This is a genomic window from Martinezella lusitana (genome assembly GCF_900094565.1).
GTDB classification, from domain to species: domain Bacteria; phylum Pseudomonadota; class Alphaproteobacteria; order Rhizobiales; family Rhizobiaceae; genus Rhizobium; species Rhizobium lusitanum.
In genome coordinates, this window is sequence record NZ_FMAF01000010.1 from 18,666 (window position 1) to 32,180 (window position 13,515).

The following is a 13,515-nucleotide window of genomic DNA, read 5'->3' on the forward strand; positions in this document are numbered from 1 at the left end:
AAAATTGAGCGATACTGCCAGACCCTATTCAGGACCGGCGCAGCGTTGCGATCGACCAATCTGGCGGAGAAAAGGCGCTTAGGTTTGCTGGCCCGTACGCCGTCGCTGCAATCCGTGTTGGCTCGACAACATCAAGATCGAGCAACGGGCGCGAAATTGCGAGTTAAGGCTTGCTAAGAGATATTAGTGTCCTTAGCGCTCGATTGAGCGGGAACGTGCACAATTTCGGAAGCCGGGGCAGGGTCGGCTGAGGTTGCGATTGGAAGGACGATTTCGAATATCGCGCCGCCTTCGCCGTGGTTCCTAGCAGATAACGACCCACCATGAGCCTCAACGATCGTCTTGCAGATCGCGAGGCCCATCCCCATTCCATCACCCTTCGTCGTGAAGAACGGAGTGAACAACTTCGAAATATTAGCTTCATCTATGCCTGTGCCGTGATCCCTTACCGATACCTTTAAAAGCTCTGAGTCATCGCCATGGATTTGCAGGGTGATCTCACGCGATGCGTCAGGCACATCCTTCATTGCGTGAAGGCCGTTCGTGATCAGATTTGCGATGACCTGCTGTAGCTCGACCTTATCGGCGACCACGGCGCCGCTCCTCGCGAAATCAATCCGAACCGTCGTCCCGCTGTTGGTTGTTTCCCTCTCGAGTAAGCCCACGACATCCATGACGAGTTCGCCCAGATCCAGGATCTCAGGCCGCTTGCCGCCACCCTTCAGCCTCTCGCGAGTTCTCTGGATAATCTGGCTAGCCCTGACGCTGTGTTCAACAGCTCTTTCCGCGGCCTTGGTCGCTGCCGCTAGATCGGGCGGGCTCGTTTGAAGCCAACGAACGCACGCTTGGGCGAACATGACAACCGCGCCGATCGGCTGATTGACCTCATGGGCAATCGATGCCGAAATTGCGCCGACAGTTGCAACACGGCTCGCGCGCGCGAGTTCGCCTTGAGCAACCAGCAATGCTTCCTTCGCCTGTTCGCGTTGGGTCACATCGATCATGGCGCAGGCGACACGGTCATATGCCGCGGCATCGTCTGGAAAAGCGATATAAAAAAGCACGATAACTTCACGACCGTCGAGGCGCAAAAGCTTGGTTTCGATCTCCAGATTATGAACCTGGTTCGACATCGCCGTAGTGATTGAAACAGCGAGATCATTGCGAGGCGGTAGGAAACGGTCAATTGATCCCAGAACGTCGTTTCGGGACGCGCAGCCGAGTAGTGGGACCGTTGCTTCGTTAACGTCCACAAAGCGCACCAGCTGTGAGCATTCATTGCCAAAGCCAGGGTCCGACGCGAGAAGTGCAGAGATATCGAACCTATCATTGCGCATTTTTTCGATGCGTTGATATAGTTCGGCGAGATCAACCTCACATAGCGAGACGTGCGACTGTTCAAAGATCGAACGGTAGCGCTTTTCACTCTGCGCGAGCGCGCCAAGAGTACGACGTCTTGCACTGGCATCGAACGCAACCCAGCTCATTCCGCCGGTGATGGCGAGATAAAATCCAACAGCTACGAGGCCGCTGTAACCAGCGAGTGCCTGGGCCGCCACTGGCGAGAAAGCACCGCCGATAATGCCACCAATGTTAAAGGCGATCGACGTTCCAGTGTACCGAACCCGTGCGGGAAAGAGACCTGGAAGCCAAGCTCCCAACGGTCCATTTACGAAGCCCATCGAGAACAGGGAGAAGGCGAGAAACAAGAAAATGACGAAAAGCGATCCGCTGCCAAGCATTGGAGACAAGGCAATACCCGAGACTATCGTTCCGAAGCAGCCGTAGATAAGAACACGCTCAGGCTCCATGCGATCTGAAAGCCAACAAGCGAGCACGATGGCGACGGCCATGAAACCAATCGCGCCCAGCTCGACCATCAGGAAGGTTGGTCGAGAGTAGCCGAGTGTGGATGTTCCGTAGCCAAGCGCGAAGGCTGTTACGGTGTAATACAGCGAAAAGCATGCGACGACGCCGAAAACGCCAGCAACGACGGCGCCCATGTGGTCGCGAAGGACCTCGACCAATGGCACGTTTGCTGGCTGCGCCTCGGCCATTGCCTCCTGGAATTCCGGCGTCTCTACGAGATTGAACCGGACCCAAAGCCCCATTCCGACCAGAGGAGCACTTGCAAGGAAGGGTACCCGCCATCCCCAGTCCACAAACTGCTCTGGTGATAGAGCAAGCGTTAGGCACAGAAATAATCCATTGGCTAGAACGAAGCCGATAGGTGCACCGAGCGGCGCAAACATAGCGAATCGAGCCTTCCAACCAGGAGGCGCGTTCTCCAGCGAAAGCAAAACAGCGCCTGTCCACTCGCCGCCGAGTGCCAGGCCCTGTCCGAATCGAAGCACGCATAGAAGAAGAGGAGCCAGCCAACCAACCACTGCATAAGTCGGCAACATGCCGATCGCCGCTGTGGAGATCCCCATCATGAGCAGCGATGCCATCAAGGTCGTCTTGCGGCCGACCCGATCGCCGAAATGTCCGAAAACAGCTCCGCCGAGCGGGCGGGCAATAAAGGCGATGCCGAAGCTCGCATAAGCGCCTATTAGCTCCAAAGAGCTGACCGAAGCTGGGAAAAACAGCGGACCGAAAATCAAGCTGGCAGCTGTGGCGTATATGTAGAAGTCGTAAAATTCTACAGAAGTCCCGATGAGGCTGGACAGCAAGATCCGGACCGTCATTGGCCGGTCAATGCTCGGATGGAAGCTCCTCGCGGGCGTCAAAATCGCGCTATCGATCATAAAATTGCAAGCCGCTCCTGGAGTTATCAGCAAAATGCATCATTGGTTCCCGTAAGCTCATGATTTTTCGCAGTCAATGTTGGACCCTCAAATCCAATACCAATATATGGGGTTGGCTCGCTACGGTCGGCGGCCATTCATATTGACGGGTTCGATGCGCAAAAGCTATGTGTCGAGTAGGATACAAAAGCTTCTTGAAGGGTTTAACCAATGACGACGCGCCCATTCAAATCGGCGGCGGTTAGCCCGACCGATAATTCCGCCGCGTTGGTTGTCGTCGTCGATGATGACCATGGTATGCGAGAAGGTCTCCGAGAGATCCTGCAATCTGTGGGAATTGAGACCCTTGGCTTTGCTTCAACTGCGGAACTACTGGCAGAAGCACTTCCTGACCGCCCAGGCTGCCTTGTCCTCGACGTCAGGTTGCCGGGCCTAAGTGGGCTCGATCTGCAAACCAAGCTCAATGCATTGGGAAATCAGCTGCCGATCATATTCATGACAGGATATGGGGACATCCCGATGAGCGTCAGGGCAATGAAGGCTGGTGCAGTCGACTTCCTGACCAAGCCCTTTCGTGACCAAGAAATGCTGGACGCTGTGGCGATTGCCATTGAGAAGGACCGGGCCCGACGCTCGGAGATTTCGGCGAACTCTGAAGTTGCCGCCTTGGCCGCAACGCTCACCCCTCGCGAAAAGCAGGTGATGGCGGCCGTCGCCACGGGCCTTCTAAACAAGCAGATCGCTCACGAGCTGGGACTTAGCGAGATCACGGTCAAGATTCACCGTGGAAACGTCATGCGGAAGATGAAAGCCACCTCAATCGCCGATCTGATTCGTAAGGTAGACAGCCTTCAAACCGCCAGCGCCGGTTAGCGGCTATCGTGTGGGTTTTCCGCCTGGCTGTGATAAGATCTTCTACAGTGCTCACGTCGAGGCTGGCTGCGGCGCAGATCTCAACTTCGATGATCGGACGCCAGACCTCTCAATGTTCTGACGGGCGCCGATATCGCCTTTCAATTCCGTCACAGAGGCCGAAAATCCGGCGATCAGTGATGACGCCATGCCGCTACCGTAATGTGGGTTGTAGACAGGCTTAACTGGGATGCCTGATAAGGTGGCAGAGATTTCGTTGTGCCGATGACCCACTACAGCAACAACTGAGCTGGCGCCGCTCCCAAACGCCGCAATTGCTGAGCGGCGAACGAGGGGAACATTGTCAAACTCTGCTTGGAGCTTGTCCTTTCCGCCCTCGCCCATTCTGCTGGCCGTTCCAGCGGCGAGCAGGACAGCCGCGACCGAAGGTAGTTTCAGAAACGTCAGCGCAATGCTCACGCCTTCAGCCTTCGATGCACTTGACGAGGTCATCTGCGAGGATCGGCTTTTGCAGTAGAGCTTGCGCTCCACCCGCAAGCGCCTTCCGGATGATGTTTTCGTCCTTCAGGGCCGTCATCATCACGATTCGCATCTCGGGGTGCTTTTTTCGAACAATGTCCAAAAGTTCGAAACCGCTCATTCCAGGCATGTTGATGTCTGACAGGAGCAAGGTGAGACCCTCTTTTTGATCGAAGTTCAGGAATGCCTCACCTGACGGGAACGGCAACGGCTCGTAACCCATTGCCTCCAGGAAGCCGCTTGTTGCCTCAAGGAGCACCTCGTCGTCATCGACGATCGCTACGGATTTCTTAACGGCAGACACTGAGTTTTCCTTTCATGGCTGCCGATGCAGCGTTGCGGCGAACGTAGGGCTTTTCCGAGCTCTCCGAAATCATACGATGGTTTGTATTTCATGTATGGCTAATGAAGCGTATTCCCGCCAACGGATACGATCCACTCGCGCGGACGCTGATGTATGACAGTTGCACCAGTCACTTCGTAACCGTCATTGTTGCGAGAACGGCTTCCGGCCCGCATGATCTTGCTTCTCTGGAACGGGGATAGAATGCCCTGAAAGACGATCTCGTCGGTGAGGTCTGGACAATGAATAGGGCTGCGCTCGTATGCGGTCTCGGAGGGCTTAGTAAAAGCCAAGCCGCTTTGGTATGCTGCAACTTTTATGGTGCCAGAAGAGCGAGCGATGGTCCCGAGATAGACATTCATAATAAAATTCCTTGGGCTGATTTGTGAATGAGCCAAAGATGCCCTGTTCCAGTCCGGCTTTCGATTGAACAGTGGTTTCGACACCCCAAACCATTGTATGGGCTGATGAAAGCTGATCGTGGGGTCTGCGTCCTCACGTCCCCGCCCTCGTTCAGAACAGAATTCTCATACCCGCGGCAGAAACCTCCCGTTGCGTGGGCTCCGCAGCGACGCCGACCTATACCGGCGTATAGGATGACTGCACCTTGGTTGCGATTGAACCATCCCTGTCATCGGGTAGCCTCTGACGTCATCACCGGTACCGTGATCGCCATTTTGAAACGGTCGCAGATCGACAATGACCTGGGAGAACACAATGAACAGCTCGTCTTTCGGCGAATTCGCATTCGACCTCCAAGCACGACAGCTCACCCATCTGGGAGAGCGCGTGCGCTTGGGGCCACGGGCGTTCGATATCTTCGCTTCGCTTGCGAGCCGCCCGGGCGAGATCATAACGAAAAACGAGATCATCAAGTCGGTATGGGGCAGCACTAATGTCGACGAGGGAGCGCTGCGCGTTCACCTTGTCGCCCTTAGAAAGGCCTTCGACGACAAGGGCGCCACGGGGATCATCCGAAACGTCGCGGGGAAGGGTTACGTTTTTGCCGCCTCTGTGACGCGCAAGCCTCCTTTGGACACACCGGTGCAACAGGCTCAGGAGGGCAAACTGCCCTGGCCAAGCCGACCTTTGGTCGGTCGCGATGCAGTTTTGGCCCGGTGGGCACGTGAGCCTCACCGTTTGGCGACCATCGTCGGCCCCGGAGGGTCTGGAAAGACTGCGGTTGCCATCGCGATTGGGAACCTCCTGCGACTGAAAAAGAAGGTGTTCCTTATCGACCTAACTGAGGCTCGCGACCAAGCAGGCTTACTCTCGGCTGTAGGAAGGGCGCTACTGCAGTACTCGCGCACCACATTGACGGTCGCGAGAATCGCTGATGCGGTACGCGATGACGACATCATGCTTATTCTGGATGGCTGCGAAAACATCGTGGACGACGTCGCGACGTTCGCCGAAGCGTTTGTCGCCAGCACCGCCTCCGCCATGGTTCTCGCGACCAGTCGCGAACCACTACGCAGCCTTGGCGAACGCGTCAGGTACCTAGCCGGACTCGACCTCCCGGGAAATGACGACACGGAATGCTTGGAAGTCTCTCCCGCCCTCACTTACTTTCTAGAAGAAGCCTTGGCTGCGGGCGCTGAGATCAATACTGCTGACCCACGGACAACTAAGCTTGCTGCCAATATTGTCCGTCGATTGGATGGCCTTCCACTTGCGCTCGAACTCGCAGCGCACCGCGTAAGGGACCTTGGCATTTCTGGTCTTGACGCAGCACTACATGAGCCTCTGGCAGTTCTTCGCTTTGGCCGCCGGACTGCGCCCGAGAGACACAAGTCATTACGTGCGAATTTGGACTGGAGCTATAGGTCTTTGACTTCAGAAGAACGGGACGCGTTTTGCGCGCTTGCGGGTACTGAGGCGACTGAACCGCGCCGTCTCCGCATCGGTGATGAGGCGATGGAAGGGTTGATTTCGAAGTCGCTGCTGAAGTTTTCTTCTGGATCTCATGCCTGGTTTCTCTCTGAGGCATCGGCACAATTCGCCGCCGAATTAGTCGCGAAGCAAGATCGTGACAACTTCGGAATGCCGGGAATGCCTGGCCGCAGCCCGCATCCAACGTCTGAAATAGGCTCAGGGCCAAGGCCCAGCTGATTCAATCGGCTCAGATTCATGAACCTGCACCCCTCAATTTTCAGCTACTATTTGCTCGCGGGGCTTGAAGGCTGACGGCTGCGTCCGTATCCCCTTTTGAAAAGGGAGACGACAATTGGCAACGTCTGTGAGGGAACGGATCTTGGCGGCTGGTCTGGAGCGCTTTCACGCGCTTGGATATGATGGTTGTGGTGTCCAAGAAATTTCTGACACCGCGGGAGTTCCAAAGGGGAGCTTCTATAACCATTTCCAATCGAAGGAAGAGTTGGCGATCGCGGTGTTGGAACAATACGCGGCTTCCTCTCACCGGGAAATTCTCTTTGACGCCAACCTCGCACCCTTAGATCGGATCCGATGCCACTTCGAACTTTGCCTGGCGCGTCATCAGCAATACGGTTTTGACCGTGGTTGCTTGATTGCCAATCTAACCGCTGAGAGTTCGACGGCGGTTCCTGCTTTACAAGCGGCTCTGCGTTCGGATCTTGACAGATGGACACAGAGCTTGGCAGCAGCCGTGAAAGCAGCACAAGAAATCGGACAAGTTCGTTCCGATATCGAGGCGAGTGAACTCGCTCGATTTTTGGTGAGCAGCTGGGAAGGTTGTGAACTTCGCACGAAGCTAACCGGCGACCGTGGTCCGCTGGATGACTTCTTCAAAATGGCCTTTGTATTGCTCAGCAATGTGGGTCCACATCAACCCTAGAATCGCCCCAAAATGTTAAACGGTAGCTTGCTCATCGGTGGAGCCGTCCTGGTGGGCAAAGGAAAGTCGTTCTTTGCAATATAGGCTGCGTCCGGCAGCAGCTTGAAGCGCTGGCGCACGATAATTTGCAAGGTCAAAACTCAATAAGCGTCATCTGGACAGCCTCGCCGAGAAAATTCGGCACCTCTTTCGAATAGATTCGAATGCGCAAGCCAGGTGCCAACGCCTCCTCTTTGTTCAGCAATTTAATGGCTGCTCCCGGGTATTTCGACCTTAACATCACTTAATATGCCTTAACTCGCGTGATTGGCACCCGCCAGGCAGTATCTCCTCGGAAACACACACGGCTCGAGCCGCATCACAGAGGAAGGAATACAGCATGTCCGTCACATTAGAGACAGCACCTACCGAATACGTCGAGGCTGGGGGCATACGGTTCGCCTATCGCCGTCTTGGGCCGAAGACCGGCGTGCCGCTCGTCTTTATGCAGCACTTCACCGGAACAATGGACGCTTGGGATCCCATCGTTGCCAATTCACTTGCAGCGGATCGCCCGGTGGTGATCTTCAACAATGCTGGCGTCGGGACATCTGGCGGCACGACGCCCGACAACGTCGTTCAGATGGCGACTGACGCTGAGAACTTCATCAACGCACTTGGCCTTGTTGAAGTCGATCTCCTTGGCTTCTCGCTCGGCGGTTTCTTGGCGCAGATCATGGCCGCCCGTTCCGCTGTCAAGGTCCGCAAAATCATCCTTGCTGGCACCGCACCAAAGGGTGGGGAAGAGCACCTCATGGAGGTCGTCGAGGACGCGTTTTCCAAGAATGCTCCTGATGTGCGCCTCCCCCTCTTCTTCCCGTCGTCAGACGCAAGCCAAGCAGCCGCGAGAGCCTTCGTTGCCCGTGCTACCGTCCGCAAGAACGATCGTGACCCCGACAGCGGCGACGACGTCAGCAATCCTCAGGCCGCTTCAATTATCGGCTGGTGCGCTGAGCAAGACCCGGACCACGCCTCCCTGAAGGCAATCAAACAGCCCGCTCTGATCGTTCACGGAAGCGACGACACTATGTTCCCGTCGATCAACGCGTACGAGATGTTCAAGAACATGAGCACGGCCACCCTGATCATCTATCCGGACTCTGGCCACGGTGCGCTGTTCCAGTACCCCGAGACCTTCGTCGCCCACGTAAAAACATTCCTGGACGCCTGATCGCTTCACATACAAGGAGAAATACCATGAACGTACTCGCACAGAAGATTATCAACGCCCACGGTGGTCTCGATCAGTGGAAAAAGTTCTCTCAGCTGTCCGCTCACCTCGTCCAAGGCGGCGCCCTTTGGACACTGAAGGGCCAGGCTGGAAAGCTTGATGAAACGAACGTCACCGTCGGTCTCGGCGATGAATGGGCATCGCACTCCCCTCTGGGTCCCGAGGCGAAAGTCACACGCTTCGAACCAGGCAAGGTCACCATCAAGGACAACGGCGGGAATATCGTCGACGAACTCGAAAGCCCTCGCGCGTCGTTCGCTGGCCACACCTTGGAAACACCCTGGTCTGAGGAGCAGCTTGCCTACTTCGCCGGGATCGCCATGTGGACCTATCTCAATATGCCGTTTCTGCTCGCGGCGCCGGGAGTTGAAACCGAAGAGCTCGGTGACTGGACGGAGAAAGGCGAGACCTGGAAGCGCCTGAAGGTGACGTTCCCGAAAGAAATCGCGACCCACAGCACCGTCCAGACGCTATACATCGATGAATCCGGTCTGCTGAAGCGTCACGACTACGACGTCGAGATCGCTGGTAACACACCCGGTGCGCATTACATCAGCGACTATACCGAAGTTCAGGGGATCAAGTTCCCGACTGTACGCCGCATCTTTCCGCGCCAGCCTGATGGACAATCGATGGCCGAGCCGTTGGTCGTTTCCATCGATCTCTCTGACATCAAACTAAGTTGATCGCCCGGCGGGCGAGGCACCGCCCTCGCCCGCCCTCAACGGTCGCACGCGGTGTTCGACCTGCAATCGGCCGCTCGTCACAAGCCGCACGAGTCATCACCCTACCCGATCTGACAATCGCGCTAACTGCACCCAGCCACCGCTGGGCGCAGTGGCGCCCCGATCCCTCAACACACTGGATAACAACATGAGTGTCGTCGACCTCTCCCTCGCCAGAGCCATGATCGAAAAAGCCGAACATGCGGCCAAACAGATCGGCGTTAAGTCCACAATCGTCATTCTCGATGGTGGTGGAGACCTGGTCGCCATGGCGCGGATGGACATGGCTTGGCCTGGAGCATTCGACTTGGCGATCGGCAAAGCCCGGACAGCAAGAGCGTTCCGAGCCCCGTCCGCCGTCTTCGTTCCGATGATCCAGCCAGGACAAGCGCTATTCGCCGTCAGCTCGGTCAATGGCGGGACTTACGTCATTCTTGGTGGGGGCATCCCGATCCTTCTCGATGGGAACGTGGCAGGAGCCGTTGGCGTAAGCGGCGGCTCAATCGATGAGGATATCGCGGTTGCTGAAGCCGCGCTGAAAGCTCTTCCAACCCCAAACTAGCAGAAGAAATCCAATGACTAGACGAGACAAGGGAGCCGATATGTCCGGTTCCCGAAGATCGACGCGGCTTCTAACTGCAAAAGAATTCGAAGATTTTGCGGCCCCTCGTTTTGATGAGGGGATTCAAAAGGAGGGGCCGCGACGCGAATGCGGATTGGAGAGCATTCGCTGTGAGGGCCTTGCCCTCACGATCAGCGGCCAGCGGGAGGGCGGATCCCGGGCGGCTGATGAGACGAGTGTATCCAATTGCGCGGCTAATTCTTTGACAATCCGATCCTGTGACTAAGCCTCCTGCCGACTCCCGGCTCAGGCGCTTCGAGAGTTGAAGCATCACCGACGCGGCGGCGAAATCATCCAATATTTGACCCCGTCCGGCGCTTAGAGAAAAACCTATGAAAAACTTTAGCGAAGCGGTCCTCCCACACCTTCCGTCGTTGAGGCGTTTTGCACGAGGCCACTGTCAGGACGTGGATGCAGCGGATGTCCTCGTGCTCACCACTCTTAAGAAATTGCGAGCTCGGTGGCTCTGGATGGCGCACTCAAATGTACGCCTCAGTGCTCTTAGGTTGATGTGTGGCCTGGTGGATGGGCAAGCGTCGCCAACACCGACCGCTGACCATTCTGAGAACTATGGGCAAAAGTTCATCGGACCAGCGATCGCTTTGTCAAAACTGGCGCCGGTCCAACGAAGCTCGATACTTCTGACTTCGGTAGAGCGGCTCCCTCATCGCGAGGCTGCGCAGGTCTTAGATATTTCGGAGGGCGAGCTTCTACGCTTGCTGCCGCAAGCGCGGGAGCAGCTCAGGCTCATTGTCGAAGCCCCATTCCGGCAAACGCTCATCAAAGGGCCTTACCTGCGGAGGGTGAAGTGACAATTCGGGTAATCACAGAAGCAGACCTTCAATGCTTCATCGATCACAGTCTCGCTCCAGAGAAAAAGACTGAAGTCGAGAACTATCTCCATGGCGATCTGAGCGCCGCTCAACGTGTGGGCGCCTATGAACGTCAGGCCGAGGCCCTTCGTCGAACGCTTGGCCCCGTCGGGACTGAAGATGTTCCCGCAAGCTTAAACACCGCACTCCATAGCGCAGGATATCAACTGCCGCGACAGACAGCGCTCGTCCTTGGCGTGGTGGCAGGCATTTTTATCGGGGCCTTAGCCGGGTGGAGCTCCCGCGCGTTGCTAGAAGCAGGCACTTCGGTACAATCCCCCGGTCATTTACAACAGCCAATCGGATGGAGCTCCCGATGAGTACGTGCACCCATAGATCTAGCGTACACAGAGTGAAACCTCGCACATTGGGCTGCGAGGAATGCCTGGAGATTGGACAAGGCTGGGTACACCTCAGGCTCTGCCGGGAATGCGGTCATGTCGGATGTTGCGATGACTCCGTCGGTCACCATGCTACCAAGCATTTTCAGGAGACCGGCCACCCCATAATCGAGGGCTACGATCCTCCCGAAGGTTGGGGATGGTGCTTTGTCGACGAGACAATCGTCGAACTCCCCGACCAGACACCACATCCGGGACCTATTCCCAAATTCTATTGAAGCCGGACCGGCTGGAGCATTCTCATGGCAATTTCGAATAATCGCGCGGAACAGATGTTCCCAGTCCTAAGTGCTAGCCAGATGATATCCGCCCGCAGGTTCGCCAGCGGAGAACCTCGCCACTTCTATGCAGGTGAGATGGTGGTAGATTTCGGCGAAAAAGACGCGCCGGTCTGGCTCGTGCTTGAAGGAAGCTTGGACGTCTTTCGCCACGACGGCCTTGCCCATGAACTAAATGTGGTGACCTATTCGTCCGGCCAGTTCACAGGCGAGGTCAGTCAACTGGCAGGTCGACCTTCATTGTTGAGAGGTGTCGCGGGTGCGGAGGGATGCATTGCGCTACCCTACGACGGATCACACCTCCGGGCGTTGGTTATCGGTTCAGCCGACATTGGCGAATTGGTGATGCGAGCCTTTATCCTTCGTCGCGTTGCTTTGATCGACAACGGAGGGGCTGGTTCGATCCTAATTGGCACCCCTGGGAGCCCCGCCATCACTCGTCTGCAGGGATTTCTTACGCGCAGCGGCTATCCCCACTTGGTTCTCGACGCCTCAGCAGACGAGAGTGGTCGAGACCTCGTCAAAAAGCTTGGCATCTCGGCCAACGAGTTGCCTATCATGGTTTGCCCTAGCGGCAATGTGCTCAACAATCCAAGCAATCAGGAAGCCGCTCTTTGCCTTGGGATCACACCGGACATCAACACAGACGTTGTGTATGACGTCGCAGTCGTCGGGGCGGGTCCCGCTGGATTGGCTACATCGGTCTACGCCGCCTCCGAAGGCTTGAAAGTGATAGTGCTAGATGAACGAGCTGTTGGCGGCCAAGCCGGGGCGTCGGCTCGAATCGAGAACTACCTTGGCTTTCCAACGGGAATATCGGGACAAGCTCTTGCTGGCAGAGCGTTCAACCAAGCCCTCAAGTTTGGTGCAGAGATCGCGCTGCCAATCGAAGTTCGAAAATTTGTGCCCGCATCGGATGGTTATCACTCCTTGGAACTGGATGACGGTCGGTCCGTTCGGGCCAAAACTGTCGTAATCGCGTCAGGTGCTCGGTACCGCCGACCAGCCGTCGCGGACATTGATAAATTCGAGGGATCGGGGATTTCCTACTGGGCCACATCTGTTGAAGCCCGCCTCTGCCAAGGTGAAGAGATCGCGCTTGTTGGCGGCGGCAATTCCGCAGGACAGGCGGTCGCCTACCTCGCGCCGCAGGTAAAGAAACTGCACCTCGTTGCCCGCCGCCCCCTGGAAGAGACAATGTCTCAGTATCTGGTGGACCGCATAGGGCAGCTACCAAATGTCGAAATCCATATGGGCTGCGAGATCGACGCTGTATCTGGCGACACCCGCTCTGAGCTTTCTGGAGCAGTCGTCAGGAACAACGCGACGGGTGAAAAGCGAGATCTCGAGCTGCGGCATATGTTTCTATTTATCGGAGCAGACCCCAATGCCGCGTGGCTCGTCGAGCATGTGAAGCGGGATCGGTCGGGTTTCATTGTGACAGGCCCTGACGCAAGCCGCGGTTCCGACGCTGACATGCGATCATCTCTTGAAACCAGTCTAAGGAATCTATTCGCGATCGGAGATGTTCGTTCAGGTTCCACGAAACGTGTGGCTGCGGCAGTCGGTGAGGGTGCCGCGGTGGTTGCCCAGATCCACGCTGCGCTAAGGGCATCCGCCTAACCGTCGCCCTTGGCCAGGATCACGTCTGAAGCCGTTGGTCACCGAATGCATAGCGATCGCACACCCGCTTCATCGATCTTAATGAAGGCGTTTGGCACGAAGCGCCTTGGCAACCCGACTAACGCATATACGCTACGCGGTGCGCTACCGTCATGATCGCAGCTCTGACTTTAAGAAGACCGTTGCACAGTTCGCAGAACAGTGCTGCAGCTTCGAGACCTTTTTTCTGACCGATGATTTTAAACAAGCGAGACCGGCTGTGACCCGGAGCCGAAGGTTGAACCCTCTTAAATAGGGCGCAACTTATTGATTTTCATTCGTAAATGGATGTAGAGGTGGTGCCACGATCGGCGTAAGTCTTGACTCCATTTTTTGATATCTTCAACGTTTTCAGTTCGTTATCGCGGATTCCGCTGGGGTCAATCCT

The 13,515-nt window shown here is 56.3% G+C and carries 13 protein-coding genes; 9 read left to right on the forward strand and 4 right to left on the reverse strand.

The annotated features are described in order from the left end of the window. Nucleotides 1-173 precede the first annotated feature (173 nt). The gene (locus GA0061101_RS20275) at nt 174-2,747 is read right to left on the reverse strand and encodes an MFS transporter (RefSeq protein ID WP_245297515.1); all 2,574 of its coding nucleotides are present in this window, start codon (nt 2,745-2,747) and stop codon (nt 174-176) included. A gap of 210 nt (nt 2,748-2,957) precedes the next feature. Here GA0061101_RS20275 and GA0061101_RS20280 point away from each other — a divergent pair, with 210 nt between their 5' ends. Next, complete coding sequence (locus GA0061101_RS20280) at nt 2,958-3,620, forward strand: response regulator transcription factor (RefSeq protein ID WP_037201210.1); 663 nt, start codon at nt 2,958-2,960, stop codon at nt 3,618-3,620. A 51-nt stretch (nt 3,621-3,671) separates the two neighbouring features. Here GA0061101_RS20280 and GA0061101_RS20285 read toward each other — a convergent pair whose 3' ends face one another. The 3 genes from GA0061101_RS20285 to GA0061101_RS20295 form a co-directional block, all read right to left on the reverse strand. Next, on the reverse strand, nt 3,672-4,079 hold the full coding sequence (locus GA0061101_RS20285; protein WP_245297516.1) for a nucleotidyltransferase family protein: 408 nt from the start codon (nt 4,077-4,079) through the stop codon (nt 3,672-3,674). 4 nt (nt 4,080-4,083) lie between these two features. Further along, nucleotides 4,084-4,443, reverse strand: a complete 360-nt coding sequence (locus GA0061101_RS20290; RefSeq protein WP_037201208.1) for a response regulator — start codon at nt 4,441-4,443, stop codon at nt 4,084-4,086. A gap of 98 nt (nt 4,444-4,541) precedes the next feature. Next, nucleotides 4,542-4,844 carry a hypothetical protein gene (locus GA0061101_RS20295; protein WP_037201205.1) on the reverse strand — a complete coding sequence of 101 codons (303 nt, stop codon included), beginning with the start codon at nt 4,842-4,844 and terminating at the stop codon, nt 4,542-4,544. Nucleotides 4,845-5,181: 337 nt separating this feature from the next. Here GA0061101_RS20295 and GA0061101_RS20300 point away from each other — a divergent pair, with 337 nt between their 5' ends. The 8 genes from GA0061101_RS20300 to GA0061101_RS20335 all read left to right on the forward strand — a co-directional run bounded on the left by GA0061101_RS20300 (nt 5,182) and on the right by GA0061101_RS20335 (nt 13,088). After that, the gene (locus GA0061101_RS20300; RefSeq protein ID WP_092574633.1) at nt 5,182-6,594 is read left to right on the forward strand and encodes an ATP-binding protein; all 1,413 of its coding nucleotides are present in this window, start codon (nt 5,182-5,184) and stop codon (nt 6,592-6,594) included. 142 nt (nt 6,595-6,736) lie between these two features. Then, nucleotides 6,737-7,297: a TetR/AcrR family transcriptional regulator gene (locus tag GA0061101_RS20305; RefSeq protein WP_245297517.1), complete on the forward strand. Its 561-nt coding sequence runs from the start codon at nt 6,737-6,739 to the stop codon at nt 7,295-7,297. A 379-nt stretch (nt 7,298-7,676) separates the two neighbouring features. Next, nucleotides 7,677-8,507 carry an alpha/beta fold hydrolase gene (locus GA0061101_RS20310; RefSeq protein ID WP_092574635.1) on the forward strand — a complete coding sequence of 277 codons (831 nt, stop codon included), beginning with the start codon at nt 7,677-7,679 and terminating at the stop codon, nt 8,505-8,507. A 26-nt stretch (nt 8,508-8,533) separates the two neighbouring features. Next, a complete protein-coding gene (locus GA0061101_RS20315) occupies nt 8,534-9,253 on the forward strand; it encodes a hypothetical protein (protein WP_037201200.1) in 720 nt (239 codons plus the stop codon). Nucleotides 9,254-9,440: 187 nt separating this feature from the next. Then, nucleotides 9,441-9,854: a GlcG/HbpS family heme-binding protein gene (locus GA0061101_RS20320; protein WP_037201199.1), complete on the forward strand. Its 414-nt coding sequence runs from the start codon at nt 9,441-9,443 to the stop codon at nt 9,852-9,854. A gap of 392 nt (nt 9,855-10,246) precedes the next feature. Further along, nucleotides 10,247-10,726 carry a sigma factor-like helix-turn-helix DNA-binding protein gene (locus GA0061101_RS41095; protein ID WP_092574637.1) on the forward strand — a complete coding sequence of 160 codons (480 nt, stop codon included), beginning with the start codon at nt 10,247-10,249 and terminating at the stop codon, nt 10,724-10,726. 376 nt (nt 10,727-11,102) lie between these two features. After that, the gene (locus GA0061101_RS20330; protein WP_081938877.1) at nt 11,103-11,405 is read left to right on the forward strand and encodes a UBP-type zinc finger domain-containing protein; all 303 of its coding nucleotides are present in this window, start codon (nt 11,103-11,105) and stop codon (nt 11,403-11,405) included. Between the two features lie 24 nt (nt 11,406-11,429). Then, nucleotides 11,430-13,088 carry an FAD-dependent oxidoreductase gene (locus tag GA0061101_RS20335; protein ID WP_092574639.1) on the forward strand — a complete coding sequence of 553 codons (1,659 nt, stop codon included), beginning with the start codon at nt 11,430-11,432 and terminating at the stop codon, nt 13,086-13,088. The last annotated feature ends 427 nt before the right edge of the window (nt 13,089-13,515 follow it).

Coding starts and splice junctions, on each gene's coding strand:
- GA0061101_RS20275 (WP_245297515.1), bottom strand. CDS start 2,747: ATGATCGATAGCGCGATTTTGACGCCCGCGAGGAGCTTCCATCCGAGC.
- GA0061101_RS20300 (WP_092574633.1), top strand. CDS start 5,182: ATGACCTGGGAGAACACAATGAACAGCTCGTCTTTCGGCGAATTCGCA.
- GA0061101_RS20315 (WP_037201200.1), top strand. CDS start 8,534: ATGAACGTACTCGCACAGAAGATTATCAACGCCCACGGTGGTCTCGAT.
- GA0061101_RS41095 (WP_092574637.1), top strand. CDS start 10,247: ATGAAAAACTTTAGCGAAGCGGTCCTCCCACACCTTCCGTCGTTGAGG.
- GA0061101_RS20280 (WP_037201210.1), top strand. CDS start 2,958: ATGACGACGCGCCCATTCAAATCGGCGGCGGTTAGCCCGACCGATAAT.
- GA0061101_RS20295 (WP_037201205.1), bottom strand. CDS start 4,844: ATGAATGTCTATCTCGGGACCATCGCTCGCTCTTCTGGCACCATAAAA.
- GA0061101_RS20330 (WP_081938877.1), top strand. CDS start 11,103: ATGAGTACGTGCACCCATAGATCTAGCGTACACAGAGTGAAACCTCGC.
- GA0061101_RS20335 (WP_092574639.1), top strand. CDS start 11,430: ATGGCAATTTCGAATAATCGCGCGGAACAGATGTTCCCAGTCCTAAGT.
- GA0061101_RS20320 (WP_037201199.1), top strand. CDS start 9,441: ATGAGTGTCGTCGACCTCTCCCTCGCCAGAGCCATGATCGAAAAAGCC.
- GA0061101_RS20310 (WP_092574635.1), top strand. CDS start 7,677: ATGTCCGTCACATTAGAGACAGCACCTACCGAATACGTCGAGGCTGGG.